Annotated in this window: 21 protein-coding genes; 13 read left to right on the top strand and 8 right to left on the bottom strand. The window is 68.7% G+C overall.

Translation table 11 applies throughout. The features are described from left to right. From BM115_RS27375 to BM115_RS26095, 5 genes are all read left to right on the top strand, one after another. Nucleotides 1-564, top strand: a 564-nt coding sequence (locus tag BM115_RS27375) for a T6SS immunity protein Tli4 family protein (RefSeq protein ID WP_255370998.1), incomplete at its 5' end; no start/stop codon positions are given. A gap of 13 nt (nt 565-577) precedes the next feature. Next, nucleotides 578-1,645, top strand: coding sequence for a T6SS immunity protein Tli4 family protein (locus tag BM115_RS26110; protein WP_143093945.1), 1,068 nt, complete (start codon nt 578-580; stop codon nt 1,643-1,645). Between the two features lie 177 nt (nt 1,646-1,822). Continuing rightward, nucleotides 1,823-3,073, top strand: coding sequence for a cardiolipin synthase ClsB (clsB, locus tag BM115_RS26105; protein ID WP_092301530.1), 1,251 nt, complete (start codon nt 1,823-1,825; stop codon nt 3,071-3,073). Continuing rightward, nucleotides 3,070-4,035: a lysylphosphatidylglycerol synthase domain-containing protein gene (locus BM115_RS26100; RefSeq protein WP_092301527.1), complete on the top strand. Its 966-nt coding sequence runs from the start codon at nt 3,070-3,072 to the stop codon at nt 4,033-4,035. The genes clsB and BM115_RS26100 overlap by 4 nt, the downstream gene beginning before the upstream one ends. Before the next feature lie 10 nt (nt 4,036-4,045). Next, complete coding sequence (locus BM115_RS26095) at nt 4,046-4,801, top strand: PIG-L deacetylase family protein (RefSeq protein WP_092301524.1); 756 nt, start codon at nt 4,046-4,048, stop codon at nt 4,799-4,801. Between the two features lie 32 nt (nt 4,802-4,833). Here the strand turns inward: BM115_RS26095 and BM115_RS27370 are convergent, their stop codons facing one another. Next, nucleotides 4,834-4,971, bottom strand: a complete 138-nt coding sequence (locus BM115_RS27370) for a hypothetical protein (protein ID WP_177220020.1) — start codon at nt 4,969-4,971, stop codon at nt 4,834-4,836. Between the two features lie 262 nt (nt 4,972-5,233). On the opposite strand from BM115_RS27370, the gene BM115_RS26090 reads away from it, so the two are divergent. The 6 genes from BM115_RS26090 to BM115_RS26065 all read left to right on the top strand — a co-directional run bounded on the left by BM115_RS26090 (nt 5,234) and on the right by BM115_RS26065 (nt 10,075). Continuing rightward, nucleotides 5,234-6,148 (top strand): tripartite tricarboxylate transporter substrate binding protein, encoded by a 915-nt coding sequence (locus BM115_RS26090; protein WP_092301578.1) that lies wholly within the window; start codon nt 5,234-5,236, stop codon nt 6,146-6,148. A gap of 6 nt (nt 6,149-6,154) precedes the next feature. Then, the gene (locus tag BM115_RS26085; RefSeq protein WP_177220019.1) at nt 6,155-7,453 is read left to right on the top strand and encodes a 3-isopropylmalate dehydratase large subunit; all 1,299 of its coding nucleotides are present in this window, start codon (nt 6,155-6,157) and stop codon (nt 7,451-7,453) included. Continuing rightward, on the top strand, nt 7,450-7,989 hold the full coding sequence (locus tag BM115_RS26080; protein ID WP_092301521.1) for a LeuD/DmdB family oxidoreductase small subunit: 540 nt from the start codon (nt 7,450-7,452) through the stop codon (nt 7,987-7,989). Before BM115_RS26085 ends, BM115_RS26080 begins: the two co-directional genes overlap by 4 nt. Further along, nucleotides 7,986-8,840 (top strand): isocitrate lyase/PEP mutase family protein, encoded by an 855-nt coding sequence (locus BM115_RS26075; RefSeq protein WP_092301518.1) that lies wholly within the window; start codon nt 7,986-7,988, stop codon nt 8,838-8,840. Before BM115_RS26080 ends, BM115_RS26075 begins: the two co-directional genes overlap by 4 nt. An 86-nt stretch (nt 8,841-8,926) precedes the next feature. Beyond that, entirely contained in the window at nt 8,927-9,745 is an 819-nt protein-coding gene (locus tag BM115_RS26070; RefSeq protein ID WP_092301515.1) for a GntR family transcriptional regulator, read from the top strand. Nucleotides 9,746-9,889: 144 nt separating this feature from the next. After that, nucleotides 9,890-10,075 carry a CsbD family protein gene (locus tag BM115_RS26065; RefSeq protein WP_092301512.1) on the top strand — a complete coding sequence of 62 codons (186 nt, stop codon included), beginning with the start codon at nt 9,890-9,892 and terminating at the stop codon, nt 10,073-10,075. Nucleotides 10,076-10,166: 91 nt separating this feature from the next. On the opposite strand, the gene BM115_RS26060 is transcribed toward BM115_RS26065, so the two are convergent. The 5 genes from BM115_RS26060 to BM115_RS26040 are packed head-to-tail and all read right to left on the bottom strand — an operon-like array spanning nt 10,167 to nt 16,631. Beyond that, nucleotides 10,167-11,615 carry an FAD-binding oxidoreductase gene (locus BM115_RS26060; RefSeq protein ID WP_092301509.1) on the bottom strand — a complete coding sequence of 483 codons (1,449 nt, stop codon included), beginning with the start codon at nt 11,613-11,615 and terminating at the stop codon, nt 10,167-10,169. Between the two features lie 33 nt (nt 11,616-11,648). Continuing rightward, complete coding sequence (hpaI, locus tag BM115_RS26055; RefSeq protein ID WP_092301506.1) at nt 11,649-12,455, bottom strand: 4-hydroxy-2-oxoheptanedioate aldolase; 807 nt, start codon at nt 12,453-12,455, stop codon at nt 11,649-11,651. A gap of 47 nt (nt 12,456-12,502) precedes the next feature. Then, nucleotides 12,503-13,978 (bottom strand): NAD-dependent succinate-semialdehyde dehydrogenase, encoded by a 1,476-nt coding sequence (locus tag BM115_RS26050; RefSeq protein WP_092301503.1) that lies wholly within the window; start codon nt 13,976-13,978, stop codon nt 12,503-12,505. A gap of 25 nt (nt 13,979-14,003) precedes the next feature. After that, entirely contained in the window at nt 14,004-15,527 is a 1,524-nt protein-coding gene (locus tag BM115_RS26045; protein WP_092301500.1) for a UxaA family hydrolase, read from the bottom strand. 42 nt (nt 15,528-15,569) lie between these two features. Beyond that, nucleotides 15,570-16,631, bottom strand: a complete 1,062-nt coding sequence (locus tag BM115_RS26040; RefSeq protein WP_092301497.1) for a tripartite tricarboxylate transporter substrate binding protein — start codon at nt 16,629-16,631, stop codon at nt 15,570-15,572. 142 nt (nt 16,632-16,773) lie between these two features. Between BM115_RS26040 and BM115_RS26035 the strand changes: the two genes are divergently transcribed. Further along, the gene (locus BM115_RS26035; protein WP_092301494.1) at nt 16,774-17,706 is read left to right on the top strand and encodes a LysR substrate-binding domain-containing protein; all 933 of its coding nucleotides are present in this window, start codon (nt 16,774-16,776) and stop codon (nt 17,704-17,706) included. 19 nt (nt 17,707-17,725) lie between these two features. Here the strand turns inward: BM115_RS26035 and BM115_RS26030 are convergent, their stop codons facing one another. Together BM115_RS26030 and BM115_RS26025 are read right to left on the bottom strand one after the other, a co-directional pair. Next, a complete protein-coding gene (locus BM115_RS26030) occupies nt 17,726-19,249 on the bottom strand; it encodes an amidase (protein WP_092301490.1) in 1,524 nt (507 codons plus the stop codon). Nucleotides 19,250-19,280: 31 nt separating this feature from the next. Then, entirely contained in the window at nt 19,281-20,240 is a 960-nt protein-coding gene (locus tag BM115_RS26025) for a Bug family tripartite tricarboxylate transporter substrate binding protein (protein WP_092301487.1), read from the bottom strand. A gap of 234 nt (nt 20,241-20,474) precedes the next feature. On the opposite strand from BM115_RS26025, the gene BM115_RS26020 reads away from it, so the two are divergent. Next, nucleotides 20,475-21,401: a LysR family transcriptional regulator gene (locus tag BM115_RS26020; RefSeq protein WP_092301484.1), complete on the top strand. Its 927-nt coding sequence runs from the start codon at nt 20,475-20,477 to the stop codon at nt 21,399-21,401. Nucleotides 21,402-21,415: the final 14 nt, after the last annotated feature.

Below are 21,415 nucleotides of genomic sequence, written 5' to 3'. Positions count from 1 at the left end.
AACGATGTTCCCCCGAAGGCCAACCATGTCTTTGAACTGCTTACGAACTTTCGCGGCCGCGCCGAGAACGAGATTCCAACGGAGCCGGGATTGTGCCTGCCGTACGGTCTGATTCTGGGCAAGGCGCGAGAAGGTGAGCGCGTGACTGGGATTTTCACTCTTGCAAGCCACGAGGATGTCGACTTCACACTTGTGACGGATTCAGGTCTCGCTGCAGTAGGTTCGCTATTGCAGCGGCATCGGCAGATCGAGGAGGCGTTGTCGCAGATCAAGGGCGGACGAACGGTGCGTAAAGGGAAGGTCGCTTTGACCGGCGTTGACGCCGAGGAATGGCTGTTGGCAGGCCCAAGACCCACCACGGAAGTGCATGGGCATCTCTTCACCCTGGAAGGGAACGCCCTCGCGGACGATGTGTTGGCACCTTTCGTACGGCTCGAAATGGATACAGCGAATCCGCTTCCGGACTATCGTCCGCTCGAACGTGCATCGCTGACGGACGCCGAGGCCCTCGCGGTCTGGGACGCCATCTCCCGAACCCTGCGGCCCCGACCGAATGCCTTCTGACGGTGGAGTGCATGTGAAAGCGCGCGCCGCAGCAGCCCTCACACTCTGCGCCACCCTGGCGCTCGGGGCCTGTGGCAAGGCCCCCACGATGTCCATGCCGGAACAACAGGCCGTGGATGCGCTGACCCACAAGCTCATTCCCCATTGCGTCGGACGCTACCTGCTGGAGATGCCGCCGGGCATGACGACGCGCGGCACGACGAAGATTCGCGGCATCATGATCTCCACGCAAGCCATGGCCATCGACGCCTTTCAGGCAGAGATCGCCAAGCGCGGCGCCGAACTCAAGGCCGTGAAGAGCGTCGATGCCGATCCCTTCCTGTACGCGAACACGACGTCGCCAGACGGGCAGCCAGGCTACTTCATGCACCGAGGCGCGGTAGACGCCGATCCGGCCAGGCGGACGCTGGAAGGCTATCGCTGGGAGAACGGCGTCCGCATCCAGATCCAGCGCGAGGCCTGGGATTTCACCGACCCGGACCAGTCCGCCAACCCGCTCGTTGGCAACGTGACGGTCAAGAACAACGTTCCCCAGCGCCGCTTTGAAGTGCTGAACATGCTGGACAGCTTTCGAGGTCTCCCCGCCGGCAGTGTTCCGACGAAGCCCGCGCTCTGCATTCCCGGCGGCTATCTGCTGGGCAAATCCAGGCCGTACGAGTATGTCGATGTGCGCTTCGATCTGCCGTCCTACCCCGGCGTCTCGTTCCACATCCTCACGCATTCCAGCCTGCATGAAGCCCCGTCGCTGCTTGAGCGAGACGGGTTCGATGCGGCCACGGGTGCACCGGACGGCTGGCGCACCCTGCGGAAGGGCGTCGTCAGGCTGCCCATGGAACTGGGCGAGGAATGGCTGATCGGCAGGCCGACGGGCACGGCAGGGGAGCAGGAACATCTGTTCCGGCTGGAGATCGGCGCGACGGACGGCAGCCCGGACACGCCTTACTTCGCGCTGACGATGCGCAATCGTGGACCTGCCTCGCGTGAAGATCCGTCAACGCCAGCCGCCTTCACCGAGGCGCAGGCGTTGGCCCTCTGGGACGCCGTATCGACAACCCTCCGCCCGCGCCCGAACGCCTTCTAGCCTACCTGCACGTCGATCTCGAAAAGTGACGTCCGCTCCAGCGCTCAATTGCAGCCACAGGTAGCCCCACCCGGTAATCGCTGCAACGTTCTTGCCACTTTCCCGTGCCAGCGCCTTGTTCCGCAAGGCCCGGCGCGGCCCGTCGCCCGCAGGCACCGTTCGTGCTTGGTGCCTGAGATGGGCCCCACATGGACAACCGGAAATCAGTTCCGCCTACTCGAAAACGGGGAAGAATACTTCCCGAGGGTACTGGCGGCCATCGAAGGCGCGCAGCAAAGCGTGCTGCTGGAGACCTTCATCTTGTTCGATGACGAGGTCGGCCAGCCGCTGCGCGACGCGCTGATCGCGGCGGCGCGCCGGGGCATCAGCGTGGCGCTGACGGTCGACGGCTTCGGCTCGGCCGATCTGTCGCCCGCATTCCTGGGCGGACTGGTGGAGGCCGGCGTGGTCGTCCATCTGTTCTCGCCCCGCCGGAGGTTGGTTGGCATGCGTACCAACCTGTTCCGGCGCCTGCACCGCAAGCTGGTCGCCGTGGATGCCAGCGTGGCCTTTGTCGGCGGCATCAACGTCTCGGTCCAGCACCTGATCGATTCCGGCCCGCTGGCCAAGCAGGACTATGCGGTCGAGGTGCAAGGCCCCGCCGCGCGTGAAATCCACGAGTTCCTGCTGGACGCCATCCACGCCAGCTCACCCGGCCCAAAGGCGCCGCCCCGGCGTCCGGTACGCCGGATGAGCGAGGCTGGCGCGCCCGCTGGCCCCGGCACCGCGCTCCTCGTCACGCGTGACAACGACCGGCACCGCCGCGACATCGAGCGCCAATACCTGCTGGCCATCCGTGGTGCGGAGCGCGAGCTGATCATCGCCAACGCCTATTTCCTGCCCGGTTACCGCCTGCTCCAGGCGATCTGCGATGCCGCCCGGCGCGGCGTGGACGTGCAGCTGATCGTTCAGGGCAACCCGGACATGATGTGGGTCAAGCGCACCGTGGACATGCTCTACGCCCACCTGCGCGAGGCCGGCGTGCGCATTTTCGAATACTGCGAGCGGCCCTTGCATGGCAAGGTTGCCGTGGTCGATGACGACTGGGCGACGGTTGGGTCGAGCAATCTGGACCCGCTGAGCCTGTTCCTGAACCTCGAAGCCAACCTCGTGATCCGCGACGCGGCCTTCGCCGCCGCGTTGAAGCAAAACCTGCGCACGCGCATGGAAAGTAGTTGCCAGGAAGTGCCCGCCACGCCAGACGGCATCCGCCCGCGCTGGCAGGGCCTGGCCACGGCGCTGGTCTTCCACGCGCTGCGGCGCTTCCCGGCGTGGGCGGGGTGGCTGCCGGCGCATACGCCCAAGCTGCTCACGCCGACGCTGGACGCGCCCCCGTCCGGCTGGCAAGCCGGCGTGCCCACGCCCCCGCGCGAACAGGATTGCCCATGACGATGATCGCCAAGGCGCGCCGGCGCATTCCCTGGAAAGCCGTCAAACGGGTGGCCGGCGTGGCCTTCGTCGTGCTGGTGGCGGTGCTGATCTTCCGCGCGCTGGGCGGCATTGACTGGACCAAGGTGTGGCAGTCGCTGAAGGGCTACGATGCCCGTACGCTGCTGCCAGCCGCCGGGCTGGCGTGCGTGAGCTTCCTGCTCCACGCCTCGTTCGACCTGCTCGGCCGCCACTACACGCGTCACCACCTGTCGACGGTGCGCGTGATGCTGACCGCGTTCATCGCCTACATCTTCAACCTCAATATCGGCGCCGTGGTGGGCGGTCTCGGGGTGCGGCTGCGGCTCTATTCGAAGGCCGAGGTCAGCGGCTCGCAGGTCGCTGGCGTCTACACCATCGCCATCGTCACGAACTGGACTGGCTACATGCTGATCGCCGGCGTCGTCTTCAGCCTGTATCCGCCGGGGCTGCCGCCCGCCTGGGGCATCAGCGAACTGGCGCTGCGTGGCCTGGGCGTGCTGATGTTCCTCGCCGGGCTGGCGTACTGGCTGGCCTGCGCGAAGGCTACGCGGCGCCGCATCAAGATTCGCGGGCACGTGTTCAGCCTGCCCAGCCTACGCTTCGCCCTGCTGCAAAGCGCGCTGTCGATCACCAACTGGATCACGCTCGCCGCCATCATCAACCTGTTGCTGCCGAAGGAGGTCAACCTGGCGGCAGTGCTGAGCGTGCTGCTGATTGGCAGCGTGGCGGGCGCGCTGGCGCATATTCCCGCCGGCCTCGGCGTGCTGGAGACGGTGTTCGTGCTGCTGCTGGGCAATCAGGTGCCCCAGCACACGCTGCTGGCGGCGCTGATCGTCTACCGCGCGCTGTATTACCTGATCCCGATGGTCTTCGCCTCCGCGCTGTACGCGTGGATGGAGATGCGGACTGGGCCGCCGCAGCCGAGAACGGACAGCGCGTAGCCCTGACACCATGGACATTCCTGCCTCGATCATCGTGATTTCGCCGCACCTGGACGATGCCGTGTTCAGTTGCGGCAACCTGATCGCCGCGTGCCCAGCGGCACTGGTCGTGACCGTCTTTGCCGGCGAGCCTGCTGCAACACTTGATGCGCCGGAATGGGACCTCGCCGCCGGGTTCACCAGCGGCGCCCAGGCCGTGCGAGCGCGGCGGCAGGAGGATGGGCGTGCCTTGCGGCGACTGGGTGCCGAGCCGGTCTGGCTGGACTTTCTCGATGGCCAGTACGGCGAGCGGCGCAGCGCGGTGGACATCGCCGTGCGCCTTGGCCGCCTGCTGTCCTTGCAGCAGCGCGCCACCATCGTCGCGCCGATGGGCGTGTATCACCCCGACCACGTCCTCGTGAACGCCGCCTGCATGCTGCTGCGCGAGGCCGTAGCGGTAGACCAGTCGGCGCTGGCCGCCGGCGACGCCGAGACGCTGATCCCCGCCCCCCAGCAGTGGTTGTTCTATGAAGACGCGATCCACCGCTGCATGCCCGGCGCGGTGCAGAGCCGCCTGGCGGGATGGTGGCAGGAGGGCCTGGTTGCCGCGCCCGTGCACCTGCCGGTGTCCCAGCAGCAACTCCGCAAGTCGCAGGCCGTGGAAGCCTACGAGAGCCAGTTGCGGCTGTTCAATGCCCAGCAACTGGCCGATATCAGCGTGCCGGAGCGCTACTGGACCCTCGACCCGCTCGCCAATGCCCGCGGTGCGCGGCCCAATGAGCGGTAGCCGTTACCCAACGTTGTAAGGCTTACCCGGCCCTACCAGTACGTGGCGATGTAGGCCGCCAGCATCAGCGCGATGCCGCCGAGGATCAGCGGATGGGTCCAGACCCGGCGCGGCTTGGCGCGCAAACGGTGCATTTTCTGGTGCTTGTCCTGCACGTCGCCATGAAGCATGGAATCTCCCAGGTGAGTGAGCCCATTCGGGCCAGGTCTCCGCCATGTGCAGATTGCGTGCCACCCCGCCCGGAACTTCGAGCGGAACAGCCGGTCCTGCCGATAGGACCAGCTGGTCCCATTGAACCGCCCCGGCCGCTCCCCTAGAGTCAGTCTCCATAACACCGATACCCACCGGAGACAGGACGTGCACCCCAATCGACGACAATTCCTCGCCCGATTCCTCGGCCATTGCGCCGTGGCCGCAGTGGCCACCGTGGCGATGACCGCGTCCCCGCTGGCCATGGCGCAGGACAAGCCCATCACCATCGTCGTGGGCAGCCCGGCGGGCGGCACCACCGACGCGCTGGCCCGGCTGATCGCCCGCTCGATGGGGGACTCGCTCCATCGCACCGTGGTGGTGGACAACCGGCCCGGCGCGGGCGGCAATATCGCGGCGCAGTACGTGGCGCGCAGCACGCCGGACGGCAGCACGCTGCTGATGAGCTTCACCGGCCACACGATCAACGCCTCGCTCTACAAGAACCTGCCGTTCGATGCCGTGCGTGACTTCACACCCATCACCATGGTGGCGCGGGTGCCCAGCGTGCTGGTGGCGCGCAAGAACGCGCCGTTCGACACCACGGCCGGCCTGATCGACTATGCCAAGCGCAACCCCGGCAAGCTGAGTTTCGCCATCGGCGCGCAGGGCTCGTCGCTGCATCTGGCCAGCGAGCAGTTCAAGCTCCAGACCGGCACGGACATCCTCAACATCCCCTACAAGGGCACCAATCCCGCGCTGACCGACCTGCTCGGCGGCACGGTGGACCTGATGTTCGCGAGCACCGTGAACGTGCTGCCGCACGCGCGCAGCGGCGCGATCAAGATCCTCGGCGTCAGCAGCAAGGACCCGCTGCCGCAGTTCCCCGGCGTGCCGGCCATCGCCGCTACGGTGAAGGGCTTCGAGTCGAGCGCGTGGTTTGGCCTGTTCGGCCCGGCCAAGCTGCCGCCGGCCACGGTCGACCAGCTCTATCGCGCCGTGCGCGTGGCCGTGGAAGACCCGGCCTACCGGCAGCGCATGGAGACCGAGGCGGCCACGGCGGTGAGCATGACGCCGCAGCAGTTTGGACAGTTTGTCCGCAACGATATCCAGCACTGGGCCAAGGTGATTCAGGCGTCTGGCACGAAGGTGGAATAAGTGGGAATGACCGAAAATTCGCCGCAGATCGCGCCGCAGACGTTAGCGCAGAAGCTGCTGGCACGCGCCACGGGGCGCCAGCATGTGTCCCCGGGCGAGATCGTCACGTGTGGCGTGGATCTGGCGATGATGCATGACTCGGGCGGTCCCCGGCGCGTGAAGCCGATGCTTGAGAAGCTCGGTGCCAAGGTCTGGGACCCGGACAAGGTCGTGGTGGTGACCGACCACTACGTGCCCGCCCATGACGCGGACAGCCGGGCCATCGTCCAGCTCGCGCGGGACTGGGTGAAGTCCGCCGGCGTGGCGCGCTTCCACGACATGGAAGGCATCTGCCACGTGGTGCTGCCCGAGAAGGGCTACCTGCGCCCCGGCATGTTCGCGGTGGGCGGCGACAGCCATTCGTGCACCGGCGGCGCGTTCGGCGCGTACATGTTCGGCATCGGCGCCACGGAGATGCTGGGCGTGCTGGTCACGGGCGAGATCTGGGTGCGCGTGCCGGAGACCATCCGCCTGCATTGGCATGGCCGGCTCCAGCCGGGCGTTTCGGCCAAGGACATGATGCTGCGCATGTGCACGCAGCTCGGCATGGATGGCGGCCAGTATCAGGCCGTCGAATACACGGGCGAGGCGGTACGCGCGCTGCCGATGCAGGAGCGCATGACGCTGTCCAATATGACCGTCGAACTGGGCGCGCAGGTCGGCCTGATCGCGCCGGATGCCGTTACGCGGGACTGGCTCGCCCGCGTGGGCGTGGCCGATGCTGACCAGATCGACCTGGCCGCGTGGCAGTCCGACGCGGACGCGCCGTGCCTGGCCGAGCACCGTTTCGACGCCGCCGCGCTGGCCCCGCAGGTTTCCCGCCCGCACAGCCCGGCCGGGGCCGATGACGCCGGCGTGTTCGCCGATGTCTCGGTCGATATCGCCTATATCGGCGCCTGCACCGGCGCCAAGCTCGAGGATTTGCGGATGGCGGCCCACGTGCTGCGCGGCCAGCGCGTGGCCAAGGGCGTGCGGCTGCTGGTGGCGCCGGCCAGCGCGGCCGATCAGGCCCGGGCCGCCGCCGATGGCACGCTCGGCGCGCTGGAGGCCGCCGGGGCCGAATTGCTGCCCAATGCCTGTGGCGCCTGCGCCGGCTACGGCGCCCACCGCTTCGGCGAGGATTCCGTGGCCATCAGCACCACCGCCCGTAATTTCAAGGGGCGGATGGGCGCGGCCTCGTCGCAGGTCTATCTGGCTTCGCCCTACACGGTGGCAGCCTCGGCCATCGCCGGCCGCATCACCGATCCCCGCGCGGTCATGGCATGAACGCCCCCCAGAAACCCGTCTTCGGCCGCGCCTGGGTCTTCGGCGATGACGTCAACACCGACCTGCTGGCGCCCGGCGCCTATATGAAATACGGCATCGGCGAGATCGCCAAACACTGCCTGGAAGCGCTCGATCCCACCTTCGCGCAGGCGGTGCAACCGGGCGATGTGGTGATCGGCGGACGGAACTTCGGTGCCGGATCCTCGCGCGAGCAGGCTGTCGAGGTGCTGCGCCACCTGGGCGTGGCCGCCGTCATGGCGCCCGCGTTCGCCGGCCTGTTCTATCGCAATGGCTTCAACCTCGGCCTGCCGCTGCTGATCTGCCCGGCGGCGGGCGTGGTGCAGCCAGGCCAGCGCGTGCATGCCGATATCGACGCCGCGCGGGTGCATGTGGCCGAGACCGGCGCGGTGCTCGCCTGCGAATCGATTCCGCCACACCTGATCGCCATGATTCGCGATGGTGGCCTGGTGCCACATCTCGCGCGTAAACTCGCGGCACGACAAATCGGACAGTCCCTCACGGAGGCAACACCATGAATCTCAAGGAACGGCTGCAGGCGCCGGGTATCGTCACCGCACCGGGCGTGTACGACGCCTTCTCGGCGCTGCTGGTGGAGCAGGCCGGCTTCCAGGCCGCCTACCTGTCCGGCGCCAGCATCGCCTACACGCGCTTCGGGCGGCCGGACATCGGCTTCCTGTCGCTGGACGACGTGGCGTCGGTCACGCGCAATATCCGCGAACGGGTGGACCTGCCGCTGATCGTCGATGCCGACACGGGCTTCGGCAACGCGCTCAACGTGATGCAGACCGTGCGGGTGCTGGAGCGCGCCGGCGCCTCGGCGATCCAGTTCGAGGACCAGGCGGCGCCCAAGCGCTGCGGCCACCTGGACGGCAAGACGCTGATTTCGGCCCAGGAAATGGCCGGCAAGATCCGCGCCGCCTGTGACGCCCGCCGTGACGCCAACACGCTGATCGTCGCCCGCACGGACGCCGTGGCGGTAGAGGGCCTGGAGCCCGCGCTGGCCCGGGCGGAGATGTTCGCCGATGCCGGCGCCGACGTGCTGTTCGTGGAGGCCCTGCGCAGCCGCGAGGACATGGGCACGGCCATCGCCCGGCTCGGCCACCGCGCGCCGCTGCTGGCCAATATGGTCGAAGGCGGCAAGACGCCGGTCCTGCCGGCGGCGGAACTCGAGGAAATCGGCTTCCGCATCGTGATTTTCCCCGGCGGCACGGCGCGGGCGCTCAGCTTCGCGCTGCGCGACTACCTCGGCAGCCTGGCCGCCCACGGCACCACCACGCCGTACCTGCCCAGGATGCTGACGTTTGCCGAGCTGAACGAGGTGATCGGCACGCCCGAGATGCTGGCGATGGGCAAGCGCTACGAATAAGGGGGAGGTTGCCGAGGTTGCGGAGGGGGCGCGGCGCGCGTACCGTGGCGAGATGTTCGTTACGCCACATTGTTAAGCCACCTGCCATGTTGCCCGATGTCGACATCACGCTGCCCCGGTTCCAGCAGGTTCGCCTGATCCTGCGTGACCGCCTCCGCGCCGGCTTCTACGAGAGCGGGCTGCCCATGCCCGGCGAACGTCTGCTGGCCGAGGAATTCGGCGTGGCGCGCGTGACGGTGCGGTCTGCGCTGGCGCGGCTGCAGGAGGAGGGGCTGGTGGCCCGGCTGCGCGGCAAGGGCACGGTGCCGACCGTGCCGTCCGCGCGCCACGAGGCCCCGCCCGGCGCCGCGCTGGGCACGTCGCACGGCGGCGGCCTGCTCGACAACATCGTCAGCATGAGCCTGCGCACGCGGGTTTCCGTGCTCGAATGGCGCCAGATGGCCGCCCCCGCCCGGGTCAGCGCGGCGCTGGGCCTGCCGCCCGGCGCGCCGGTGCTCAAGGTGGTGCGGGTGCGCAAGTTCAAGACCCATCCCATCGCCTATACCGAGGTCTTCCTGCCCGCCGACCTCGCCGTGGCCATCGATCGCCATACCCTCCAGGACACCCCGATGCTCGTGGCGCTGGAGCAACACGGCGTGGAGGTGGTCTCCGCCGAGCAGACGCTGGGCGCGGCGGCGGCGGACCTGGACGTGGCCCGCATCCTGCGCATCGCACCCGGCGTGCCGCTGTTGCGCGTGTCCCGCGTGGCCAGCGACCGCAATGGCCGGGCCGTGCAGTTCCTGGTGGGCCTGTATCACCCGGAGCGCTACGCCTACCAGATGCGGCTCACGCGCGTGGGGGCGTCTACCAAGGTCTGGATCGACGCGGATCCGTCCACGCAGCCCGCCGCCAGCGACGACGTCTAGGCGGGTTCCGCGCCGACAGCCCATTGGGAAGAAGTCCTACACCCGCCGGGCGCCAGCCTTCCTACACTGTCCATTAGCGCCGTGCCCCCGGGATACCGGAATCCGGGCGCGGACTGTCTCAACCTGACCGATGGAGACCTCACCATGAACAAGGATCAAGTGAAGGGCCGTGTGGAAGAGGCCAAGGGCAAGGCCAAGGAAGTCGCCGGCAAGATGACCGGCAAGACCACGACGGAAATGAAGGGCAAGGCGCAGCAAGTGGCCGGCCGCACCCAGGCCGCGTACGGCGACGCCAAGCAGGACATGAAGGACACGAAGAAGCCGCGCTAAGGCAAGCCGGCCCAGGTCGGTCCAAGCCGGAAAAAAGGGCGCCTGGGCGCCCTCGGTAACGCAAAAAAGGCGGGGTGGCTCCCCGCCTTCCTTATTTGGGGCTGTCCAACGCCGGCAGCACCCGCCCCGGATTCAGCAAATTCTTCGGGTCCAGCGCCCGTTTCACCTGCCACATCAGTTCGAGTTCGACCTGGGACTTGTATTGCCGCAGGTCGTCGCGCTTGGCCACGCCGATGCCATGTTCGGCCGAGATCGAGCCGTTTTCGGCGTGGGCCAGGCCGTCCACGAGGTCCGAGACGGGCTTGTACCACTGGCCGAGGAAGTCGGCGGCGCTGCGGTCCTTGGGGCGGAGCGGGTTGAAGTGGACGTTGCCGTCGCCCATGTGACCGTAGATGACCATGCGCGTGGCCGGTTCCAGCGCCAGCACGCGGGCGGAGGCGTTGCCGATAAATTCGGCGATGCGCGACAGCGGCACCGAGACGTCGCACTTGATGCTGCCGCCGGTGCGCGTCTGGGCGTCCGAGATTTCCTCGCGGATGCGCCAGAAGGTCTGCGCGGCGGCCCCGCTCGCCGCCACGGCGGCGTCCTTGACCCAGCCGCGCTCCAGGCCGCTTTCCAGGATCTGCATCAGCGTGGCGTTCAGCGCGGCCTCGTCGGCGCCCGAGGTCAGCTCGATCAGCACCATCCAGTCGTGCCGCTCCGGCAGCGGCGAGGCGGTGTCGCCCAGGTACTCGAGCACCAGCTCCAGCGCCGGTGCGGAGATCAGTTCGAACGCGGTCACGGCCGGGCCGGCGATCTGGCGCGCTTCGCCGAGCAGCTTCACGGCGGCGTCCGGGCTTTCCACGGCGATAAAGGCCACCGCCGACGCGCGCGGCTGCGGCATCAGCTTCAGCACGGCGGCCGTGATAATGCCCAGCGTGCCCTCGGCGCCGACGAACAGGTGCTTGAGGTCGTAGCCGGTGTTGTCCTTGCGCAGCCCGCGCAGCGACGAGAACACGCGCCCGTCCGGCAGCACCACTTCCATGCCCAGCACGAGATCGCGCATATTGCCGTAGCGCAGCACGGCCGTGCCGCCGGCGTTGGTGGAGAGGTTGCCGCCGATCTGGCAGGAGCCCTCCGAGCCGATGCGCAGCGGGAACAGCCGCTGGCTGTCCTCGGCGGCGGCGCGGGCGCCGGCCAGCGTCACGCCGGCCTGCACGGTCATGGTGTCGTTGATCGTGTCGATGGCCAGCACGCGGTTCATGCGGCGCAGGTTGATGACCACGGCGGTGCCGCTGTCGTCCGGCACGGCGCCGCCCATCAGCGAGGTGTTGCCGCCCTGCGGCACCACGGGCACCTCGTGGGCGTAGCACCACGCCATGACCGCGCTGACCTGCTCGGTCGTGGACGGCAGCACCACCACGGGCGACTTGCCGCGATACAGGCGGCGATAGTCGGTGACGTACGACTCGGTGTCGGCCGCGTCAGTCAGGCAGCCGGAGGCGCCGACGATGTCTTGCATCGCGGCGAGGATGGTTTCGGGAGAGGGCAGGGCGGTCATCGCTTGGAATTCTGGCAATCAGCAATCAGGCAATCAGTAGGCGGCGCCGGGGCGCGTGGCGGCGGCGGTGGCCGTGTCGGGCAGGAACTCGGCGGCGAGCTTGCGGGCGGCGTTGGCATAGACCAGCACGTCCACGCCGGTGGCGACGAAGGTGCAGCCCAGTTCCAGGTAGCGGCGCGCGAGCGCGGGGTCGGACGTCAGCGTGCCAGCAGCCTTGCCGCTGGCGATGATGGTGCGCATGGCGGCTTCGATCTGCGCCTGCACCTCGGGGTGGCCGGGCTTGCCGCGATGGCCCATGGACGCCGCCAGGTCGGCCGGGCCGATAAACACGCCGTCCACGCCATCGACGGCGCAGATCGCCTCCAGATTCTGCATGGCGGCCACAGTCTCGGCCTGCACCAGCAGGCAGACTTCGTCATCGGCGATGTCGAGGTAGTCCGTACGGGCGCTCCACTGCGACACCCGTGCCACCGCGCTGCCCACGCCGCGCACGCCGAAGGGCGGATAGCGCGTGGCGCGCACCAGCGCCGCCGCCTGCTCGGCGGTATCGACCATCGGCACCAGCAGGGTCCGGGCGCCCACATCCAGCAGCTGCTTGATCAGCGCGGTCTCGCCGGCCACGGCGCGCACCACGGGCTGGGAGCGGTAGGGCGCCAGCGTCTGCAAGGTCTGGAGGATGGTGCGCACGTCGTTGGGCGCGTGCTCGCCGTCGATCAGCAGCCAGTCGAAACCGGCCGTGGCGGTGATTTCCGCCAGGTAGGGCGTGGCGGCGGACATCCACAGGCCGATCTGGGCCTGGCGCGCGGCCAGGGCGGCCTTGAAGGGGTTGTGGGCGGGCATCGGGAATCTCCTCTTTTGATGGGGTCGGCCGGTTTGGACCAAGGTGCTCAGAGCAGCTGGCCCTGGCAGAGGTACTTAGTATGCATGTAGTCGTCCAGGCCGTGGCGAGATCCCTCGCGCCCGTAGCCGGATTCCTTCACCCCGCCGAACGGTGCTGCCTCGGACGCCAGCGCGCCCTCGTTGATGCCGACGATGCCTGTTTCCAGCGCCTGCGCCACGCGCCAGATGCGCCGCACATCGTTCGAATAGAAGTACGCGGCCAGCCCGAACGGGGTGTCGTTGGCGTGGCGGACCACCTCGTCCTCGTCGTGGAAGCGGAACACCGGCGCCACCGGGCCGAAGGTTTCCTCGCCGGCCAGCGCCATCGCCGGGGTGGCGTTCACGAGCACGGTGGGCGCGTAGTAGTGGGGGCCGTCGGCGGTGCGCACGCGCGTGCCGCCGGTGACCACCTGCGCGCCATGGGCGACGGCATCCTGCACATGGCGGTCGATCTTGTCCACGGCGCGGGCGTTGATCATCGGGCCGATCTGCGCGGCCGGCTCGGTGGCCGGGCCCACGTGCAGCGCCTGCACGCGGGCGGCCAGCCGTGCGACGAAGTCGTCATGCACGGCGTCCTGCACGTAGACGCGGTTCGGGCACACGCAGGTCTGGCCGCCGTTGCGGAACTTGGCGGCCATCAGGCCGTCCACGGCGGCGTCCAGGTCGGCATCGTCGAAGACGATGAACGGCGCGTTGCCGCCCAGCTCCAGCGACAGCTTCTTGAGCGTGCAGGCCGACTCGCGGGCCAGATGCTTGCCCACCGGCGTGGAGCCGGTGAAGGTGATCTTGCGCACGCGCGGATCGGCCAGCCAGCTATCCACCACGGCCGGCGTGTGCTCGCGCGAGGCCGTGACGATATTGAGCACGCCCGCCGGCAGCCCGGCCTGCTGGGCCAGCCAGACCAGCGCCAGCGCGGTCAGCGGGGTGTCCTCGGCCGGCTTGGCCACCACGGTGCAGCCGGCCGCCAGCGCCGGGGCGATCTTGCGCGCGATCATCGCCAGCGGGAAATTCCACGGCGTGATGGCGGCCACCACGCCCACCGGCTCCTTGATCACCAGCATCTTGCGGCCCGGCACGGCCTCGGCAATCACGTCGCCGCAGATGCGCGTGGCTTCCTCCGCGAACCATTCGACGTAAGACGCCCCGTAGCGCACCTCGCCCGTGCTCTCGTGCAGCGGCTTGCCCTGCTCGGCGGAGATGATGCGGGCCAGATCTGCCTCATGCGCGAGGATCAGCGCGTGCCAGCGCTTGATGATCTGCGCGCGCTCCCGGGCGGTGCGGCGGCTCCAGGCGGGGAAAGCGGCTGCGGCGGCGTCGGCGGCCAGCGCGGCATCGGCGGCGTGGCTGTCCGGCACGCTGGCGATGACCTCGCCGGTGGCCGGGTTGGTCACGGCCAGCCGCTGGCCGGCGCGGGCATCGGACCATTCCTGGCCGACGAGGTTCTGCGAACGCAACAGGTCCGCCTGAGCGAGGGAATCAAGCATGGGTGCGGGGACGGTGGATGAAGGGTTAGCTGACGATGCCGAGATGCCAGGGCACGAATTCATGGTCGCCCAGGCCCAGCAGCTCGCTCTTGGTGGCTTCGCCGGAGGCGGCGCGCAGGATATGGGCGAAGATCTGCTCGCCCATCTGCGCCACGCTCAGTTCGCCGTCGAGCACGAGGCCGCAGTTGATGTCCATGTCCTCTTCCAGCCGGTGGAACATCGGCGAGTTGGAGGCCAGCTTGATCGTCGGCGCCGGCTTGGAGCCGAACATCGACCCCCGCCCGGTGGTGAAGCAGATCAGGTTGGCGCCGCTGGCGATCTGGCCCGTGGCGGCCACCGGGTCGTAGCCGGGCGAGTCCATGAACACGAATCCGGCCTGGTCGATCGGCTCGGCGTACTCGTACACGGCCTGCAGCGGCGTGGTGCCGCCCTTCATGGCCGAGCCGAGCGATTTCTCGAAGATGTTGGCCAGGCCGCCCTGCTGGTTGCCGTGGCCCACCACGCCGTTGAACTGGGCGTTGTGGCCGGCGGTGTAGCGCTCCCACCAGGCGAGGCGGTCAAGCAGCTTCTGGCCGACTTCGGGTGTCACGGCGCGGCGCGTGAGCATGTATTCCACGCCGTGGATCTCGGGGGTCTCGGAGAGGATGGCCGTGCCGCCGTGGCGCACCAGGATGTCCATGGCCGCGCCGAGGGCCGGGTTGGCGGTGATGCCCGAGAAGCCGTCCGATCCGCCGCATTCCAGCCCGATCTTGAGATGGCTGGCCGGCACCGGCTGCCGCGTGGCGGCATTGGCGGCCGGCAGCATGGCCTCGATCGCCCGGATGCCGGCGGCGATGGTTTCGCGCGTGCCGCCGGTGTCCTGCATCACCAGCGTGTGGAGGTTCTCGCCCGGCACCAGCCCCTGCGAGTCGACCAGCGAGGCCACCTGGTTGCGCTCGCAGCCGAGCCCGACGATCAGCACGCCAGCCAGGTTCGGATGGCGCGCGTAGCCGGCCAGCGTGCGGCGCAGCACATCGAAATGCTCGCTGGGGGAGGACATGCCGCAGCCGCTGCTCTGGGCGAACGCGGCCACCCCATCGACATTGGGATACGCCGCCAGCCGCTCCGGCGTGAAGTGCGCGGCAATGTGCTTGATCACCGTGGCCGAACAGTTCACCGAGGACAGGATGCCGATGAAGTTGCGCGTGCCGACCCGGCCATCCGGGCGGACGTAGCCCATGAAGGTGGCGCGCTCGGCCTCGGGCACGTACTGCACCGGGCGCACGTCGCGGCAGAACTCGGGGTCGCGGTAGAAGTCCACCAGCCGCAGGTTGTGGCTGTGCACGTGCTCCCCGGCCGCGATGTCGCGGTCAGCCACGCCGATCACGGTGTCGTACTTGCGCACGGCCTCGCCCTGGGCAATGGCGCGCGCGGCAATCTTGTGGCCGGCCGGCACCTGCGCGCGGGCGCGCACGCCCAGGTCGGGCAGGGGCTGGCCCAGCGTGAGGTCGCTGCGCGCGATCAGCACGTTGTCGTTGGCATGGAGCCGGATGACGGGGTTCGGATTCACGATGGACGTTGCCGTTCAAAAATGCGTTGGGATCAGCTCAGGTCAGCTCTGCTGAAGCATTTCCTTCAGTTTCAGGCGCTGGATCAACTGGGTTTCCTGGTCGTAGACCGTGGACACGTACTTCTTGTAGTCCGGTCCGTCGAGGTACATCACGGGCGCGTCGATGCGAGCGGCCACGGCCTTGAACTCGTTGCTGGCCACGGCGGCGCGGAAGGCCTCGCGCAGCTTCTTCTCGACAGCCGGCGGCAGGCCCTTGGGCGCGCCGATGCCGTTGGGGGCCTCCACCACCACGTTGTAGCCCAGCTCCTTGAGCGTGGGCGTGCTGGCGAAGCGCGGCGTGCGCTGCTCGCCCCAGGTGGCCAGCAGGCGCAGCTTGCCGGCCTCCACATGCGGTGCCCACGAGCTGGAGTCCGCCAGCAGGTCCACCTGACCGGCCAGCACGTCCTGCAGCGCCTGCGAGCCGCCCTTGTAGGCGATGGCGTTGAACTTGACGCCGGCCGCCATCGCAAACTGCTCCATGCCCACGTGCGTGGCGCCGCCGATGCCGGCGTGCGCATAGGTCAGCTTGCCCGGGTCCGCCTTGGCGGCGGCAATCACGTCCTGCAGCGTGTGGAAGCGGGAATTGGCCGGCACGGCGATGCCGAAGGTCTGGCCGGAGGTGCGCGCCAGATAGGTCAGCTCGGTGCGCGGGTCCAGTTGCAGCATGCCAAGCTGGGAGAAGCGCGTGACGGAGATCGGGATCTGGCCGATGGTGTAGCCGTCCGGGTTGGCGCGCGCCAGCGCCTTGGTGCCGATCATGCCGGACGCGCCGGCCTGGTTTTCCACCACCACCGACTGGCCGAGCAGGCCGGCTGCCACCTGGCACAGCGCGCGCATCGACTGGTCCGCCGTGCCGCCCACGGGCCACGGGCAGATGAACTTGATCGGGCGCTCGGGGTAGGCCGCCGCGGCGCGGGCGCCGCTCGGCAGGATCAGCCCGGCGGGGCCGGTGGCAGCCGCCACGGCGCTGGCCGCACCGCCCAGCAACAGCCGGCGGCGGGCGAGACTGGTCGGCAGTTCTGAAGGGGAAGCGATGAGGGAAGCGGTGGGGATACCGTGTGGCATGTTGTCTCCGTCTCTTTTGTGTTTGCGTTCTGGGCGATGGTGCTTTGCCATCGCCATGCCCTCATTGTGGGCATGTCAGTCATAACAATCCAATCAAGAAATGGCATTGCTTCATAACCTTAAGGTTAGATAGACTGCCCGGATGGCCCATATCGACCGCGCGCTGCGCTCCAATATCAAGCTGCGCCACCTGCAACTGCTGGTGGCGCTGGACGAATTCCGCCATCTGGGCCGTACCGCCGAGTTCCTGGCCGTGAGCCAGCCGGCGGTGTCCAAGGTGCTGGCCGAGGTGGAGAAGATGCTGGGCATGACGCTGTTCACGCGCTCCACGCGCGGCACGGAGCCCACGCCGGCGGGGGAATCGCTGGTGCGCTTCGCGCGTTCGGTGCTGGCGCAGTACGAGGTCACGCGCGACGAGATCGAGTCCGTGGCCAGCGGCGCCGCCGGCCGGGTGCGGGTGGGGTCGATGGGCGCGGCGCTGCCGGTGCTGCTGGCGCGCGCCGTCACGCGGCTCAAGACGCAGTCCCCGCGCGCCACGGTGCTGGTGGAGGAGGGCGACCTGACGCACCTGCTGCCGCGCCTGCGCCTGAGCGAACTGGATGTGATCGTGGGGCGGCTGGAGCCCGCCTACGCGGCGCCGGATCTGGTGACCGAGCCGCTCTATGACGAGCCGATGGTGGCTATCGTCGGCGCCGGTCATCCGCTCGCCGGCAAGGCCCGGCCGGACTGGGCCGACCTCGCGGCCATGCCCTGCGTGCTGCCGCCGCCGTGGGCCTCGCTGCGCGTGAAGATCGAACAGACCTTTTTCCGGCACGGCCAGCAGCCGCCTGCCGATGTGATGGAATCGTCATCCTATCTGGCCGTGACGACCTTCGTCGCCCAGCGCGGCGCGGCAGGGTTCGTGGCGAGGTCGGTGGGGCAGCAGCTGGCGGCGGAAGGGCGCTTCCATGTGCTGCCGCTGGACGTGGAGGTGGCGTTGCCGCCCGTGGGCCTGATCCGGCTGCGCGAGCGCCGGCAGGCCCCGAGCGCGGAGCAGTTGATCGACTGCCTCCGGGCGGAGGCAGCGTCGATCTAATCGTCTGGTCAATCGTCGATCAAACCGCCGAAACGTCCCGCGCCGGCTCCGTCGCGCCGGACAACGGCGGATCGGTAACGATGGAGCGCAGCGCCGGTTCGGGCGCGGCCAGCGCGGCCAGGTCCGGCACCGGGCGGCGCAGGGCGGGCGAGGTGGCGAAGGCGGTTTCCATCGCCTGCGCCACGCCCAGCGTCTGCCGGTCCGCGCGGAAGCCACCCGTCACCTGAAGCCCGAACGGCATGCCGGCGAGGTCGGTGCCGCAGGGCAGCGCGATCGACGGATGCGTGGTCAGCGTGACCACATAGGTCAGCGCCAGCCAGCGGTAGTAGTTGGCCTGCGGCTGGCCGCCCACGGTGTCGGCGTAGAGGCGCGTCCACGGGAACGGGGAGACCGGCGTGGTCGGCGACAGGATCACGTCATAGTCCCGATACGCGGCCTGGAAGCGCTGCAAAATGCGCGTCTGCTCGGCCTGTGCCCACGCGCTGTCCACCAGCGACATGCGCGCGCCCATCTCGTAATTCGCACGGGTATTCGGCCCCAGGCTCGACGGATCGCGCGTGTAGGCGTCGTGCATGCCGGCCACGAAGCTCTCGGCGCGCAGCACGTCGAAGCAACGGTGTACATCGCCCAGATCGAACGCCACCGGCTCGCAGGTGCGGAACAGGTGCTTCATCGCGGCGATCTTGGCGCGGAAGGTCTGGCGGATGTCGTCATCCACATCGCAGCAGCCGAAGTCCTCGGTGTAGCCCACGCGCAGCGAGCCCAGGTCGACGTTGGCCGGCACCAGAAAACCAAGCGGATCGCTCTCGTAACTCAGCGGGTCCGTCACCGACATTCCGGCCGAGGCGGCCAACTGCAGGCAGGCATCGGCCACCGTGCGGCCCATCGGGCCGACCACCGAGATCGGCGTCCAGCCCAGCAGCTTGCGCGAACTCGGCACCAGCCCCGGCGAAGGCCGGAAGCCCACCACGCCGCACTTGGCGGCCGGAATGCGCAGCGAGCCGCCCGTGTCCGAGCCGGTGCAGACCGGCAGGAAGTCCGCCGCCAGCGCGGCGGCCGAGCCGCCCGAGGACCCGCCGGCATTGAGATTCGGATTGAACGGATTGCCGGTGGCGCCCCAGACCACGTTGCGCGAATTGGCGCCGGCGCCCATCTCGGGCACGTTGGTCTTCGCCGTGACGATGGCGCCGGCGGCGCGCAGGCGGGCCACCAGCACGTTGTCCTGCGCCGGCACATTGCCGCGATACAGCGGCGAGCCGAAGGTGGTCAGCAGGCCAGCGGTGGCCTCCAGATCCTTCACGCCGAGCGGCAGGCCGTGCAGCAGGCCGAGCGGCTCGCCGCGCATCACGGCGCGTTCGGCTTCGCGCGCCTGCTCGCGGGCGCGCTCGAAGTCCGTGGCCGTAATCGCGTTGATCTTCGGGTTGTAGGCCTCGATCCGCGCGATGCAGGCATCGAGCAGTGCGACGGGCGAGATTTCCTTGTTGCCGATCAGGCGGCGCAGTTCCACTGCCGACAAGGTCGGCAGGCTGTCTTGCAGGGGCATGCTGTCTCCGGAGCCAGGCGTCAGGGTTGGGTTACTCGGCCTGGATATTGGCGGCGCGCGCGATGGCGCGCATCTGGGGCGTTTCCTTGACGATCTTCGCGGCCACCTGCGCGCCGGTGGCGTAGGTCGGCTCGAAGCCGTTGTCGATCAGCTTCTGGCGCGTGGCGGGGTCCGCCACCACTTCGCCGAGGGTCTTCTCCAGCTTGGCCTTCACCTCGGCGGGCACGCCAGCCGGGGCGACGATGACGAGCCACGTGGCGGCGTCCATGCCGGGGTAGCCGCTCTCGGCCACCGTGGGCACGTCCGGCAGCAGGGCCGAGCGCTTGGCCGTGGTCACGGCAATCGCCTTGACCTTGCCGGCCTTCACCTGCGGGATGGCGGCGGTGACGGTGTCCATGCTGAACGGGATCTGGCCGCCGATCAGGTCGGTCATGGCCGGCGCGCTGCCCTTGTATGGCACGTGGAGCATCTTGGTGCCGGTGAGGGTTTGCAGCGCCTCGCCCGCGAAGTGCGCCGTGGTGCCGGCGCCGAACGAGCCATAGGAATACTTGCCCGGCGAGGGTTTGACCATCGCCACGTATTCCTTGAGGTTGTTGGCCGGCGTGTCGCGGTTGGCCAGCAGGATCAGCCCGGTCACGCCCACCTGGGCCACGGGGTCGAAGCTCTTGATCGGGTCGTACGGCAGCTTGGCGTGGATGGCCGGGTTGACCGTGAAGGTGGTGCCGGAGGTAACCAGCAGCGTGTAGCCGTCAGGTGCCGCCTTCGCCACGAAACTGGCGCCAACGATGGTGCCTGCGCCGGGTCGGTTGTCCACCACCACGGTCTGGCCGAGCCGTTCACCGAGCTTCTGGCCGACGATGCGGCCGATCACGTCAGTGGATCCGCCCGGCGGGAACGGAATCACGAGTTGGATCGGCTTGGTCGGATATCCGCCCTGCGCGGCGGCGGTGCCGGCCACGCTGGCCAGGCCGAGCGCGAGGGCGCCGGCCATGGGGGCCAGCGTCAGGCGACGGCCACGCGAAAAGCGATTCGAAAGACGGGGGGCGGGGAAAAGCATGAACAGGCTCCGGCGGTAGAGAGAAAGGACACGTCACAGGCTTCGTTGGATCTCATCGTAAGCCGGTCCATGCTTGCGGTGTGCGCAATCTTTCGAATATTCGATTGCCATATCGGCAATCTTCGCTAGACTGGCGACGTTGATGTCACGTGTCATCCCGGAGATTCCATGTCGTATCGCACCCTGCAGGAAACCGCCGTCCGCTACTTCCTGGAAGTGGTGCGGACGGGGTCGGTCAAGGACGCCGCGCTGAAGCTGAACGTGGCGCCCTCCGCCGTGAGCCGGCAGGTGGCGCGGCTGGAGGCCGAACTGGACACCCTGTTGTTCGACCGCCGCGCACGCGGGCTGGTGCCCAATGCGGCGGGCGAATTGCTGGCCGCCTACGCCAAGCGCACGCAACAGGACATCGAGCGGGTGACCGGCGACATCCAGGCCCTGCGCGGCCTGCGCGCCGGCCGGGTGCGGCTGGCCAGCGTGGCCGGGCTGGCGCACGAGTTCCTGCCCTCGCTCGCGGCGGCGTTCCGCGCCCAGCACACCGGCATCCGCTTCGATCTCGAGGTCTGCCCGCAGGCTGACGTGGCGCGCCGCATTCGCGACGGTGAGGCCGATATCGGCGTGACCCTGAGCGGGCTGCCCGAGCCGAGCATCGAGGTGGAACTGCGCCATCCGGCGCCGGTGCTGGCCATCATGGCGCCCGACCATCCGCTGGCCAGCCAGCGCCAGATCTCGCTCTCGCAGGTGGTGGCCTACCCGCTGGCGCTGGCGCCCGCGGACAGCTCGCTGCGCCAGTTGCTGGACACCAGTTGCAGCCGGCAGGGCCTGAACTACGAAACCATCTTTTCCAGCAATTACCTTGATTCACTGGTGTCGTTCGCGGCGGCAGGCGGGGGCGCGATCACGTTCTATGGCGAGGTGTCCGTGCGCAGCCGGCTGGCCGCCGGGCTGATCGCCGCCGTGCCACTGCGCGACCGCGAGATGAACGAGCGCTATATCGAGATCCAGACGCTGGCCAAGCGCAACCTGCCCGAGGCCGCCCGGGCCTTCCTCCAGCAATTGACTGATTCGCTGACCGGCATGGGGGATCTCCATGATTGACATGGATTGCCAAA

Origin of the sequence: Cupriavidus sp. OV096, assembly GCF_900115455.1 — a bacterium.
GTDB lineage: Bacteria > Pseudomonadota > Gammaproteobacteria > Burkholderiales > Burkholderiaceae > Cupriavidus.
The sequence above is the reverse complement of the archived record's forward strand: the minus strand, read 5'-3'. Positions and strand labels throughout refer to the sequence as shown.

Coding starts and splice junctions, on each gene's coding strand:
- BM115_RS26070 (WP_092301515.1), top strand. CDS start 8,927: ATGTTGCCCGATGTCGACATCACGCTGCCCCGGTTCCAGCAGGTTCGC.
- BM115_RS27370 (WP_177220020.1), bottom strand. CDS start 4,971: ATGCTTCATGGCGACGTGCAGGACAAGCACCAGAAAATGCACCGTTTG.
- BM115_RS26030 (WP_092301490.1), bottom strand. CDS start 19,249: ATGCCCCTGCAAGACAGCCTGCCGACCTTGTCGGCAGTGGAACTGCGC.
- BM115_RS26100 (WP_092301527.1), top strand. CDS start 3,070: ATGACGATGATCGCCAAGGCGCGCCGGCGCATTCCCTGGAAAGCCGTC.
- BM115_RS26080 (WP_092301521.1), top strand. CDS start 7,450: ATGAACGCCCCCCAGAAACCCGTCTTCGGCCGCGCCTGGGTCTTCGGC.
- BM115_RS26020 (WP_092301484.1), top strand. CDS start 20,475: ATGTCGTATCGCACCCTGCAGGAAACCGCCGTCCGCTACTTCCTGGAA.
- hpaI (WP_092301506.1), bottom strand. CDS start 12,455: ATGCCCGCCCACAACCCCTTCAAGGCCGCCCTGGCCGCGCGCCAGGCC.
- BM115_RS26095 (WP_092301524.1), top strand. CDS start 4,046: ATGGACATTCCTGCCTCGATCATCGTGATTTCGCCGCACCTGGACGAT.
- BM115_RS26075 (WP_092301518.1), top strand. CDS start 7,986: ATGAATCTCAAGGAACGGCTGCAGGCGCCGGGTATCGTCACCGCACCG.
- BM115_RS26050 (WP_092301503.1), bottom strand. CDS start 13,978: ATGCTTGATTCCCTCGCTCAGGCGGACCTGTTGCGTTCGCAGAACCTC.
- BM115_RS26060 (WP_092301509.1), bottom strand. CDS start 11,615: ATGACCGCCCTGCCCTCTCCCGAAACCATCCTCGCCGCGATGCAAGAC.
- BM115_RS26040 (WP_092301497.1), bottom strand. CDS start 16,631: ATGCCACACGGTATCCCCACCGCTTCCCTCATCGCTTCCCCTTCAGAA.
- BM115_RS26085 (WP_177220019.1), top strand. CDS start 6,155: ATGACCGAAAATTCGCCGCAGATCGCGCCGCAGACGTTAGCGCAGAAG.
- clsB (WP_092301530.1), top strand. CDS start 1,823: ATGGGCCCCACATGGACAACCGGAAATCAGTTCCGCCTACTCGAAAAC.
- BM115_RS26025 (WP_092301487.1), bottom strand. CDS start 20,240: ATGGCCGGCGCCCTCGCGCTCGGCCTGGCCAGCGTGGCCGGCACCGCC.
- BM115_RS26065 (WP_092301512.1), top strand. CDS start 9,890: ATGAACAAGGATCAAGTGAAGGGCCGTGTGGAAGAGGCCAAGGGCAAG.
- BM115_RS26090 (WP_092301578.1), top strand. CDS start 5,234: ATGACCGCGTCCCCGCTGGCCATGGCGCAGGACAAGCCCATCACCATC.
- BM115_RS26035 (WP_092301494.1), top strand. CDS start 16,774: ATGGCCCATATCGACCGCGCGCTGCGCTCCAATATCAAGCTGCGCCAC.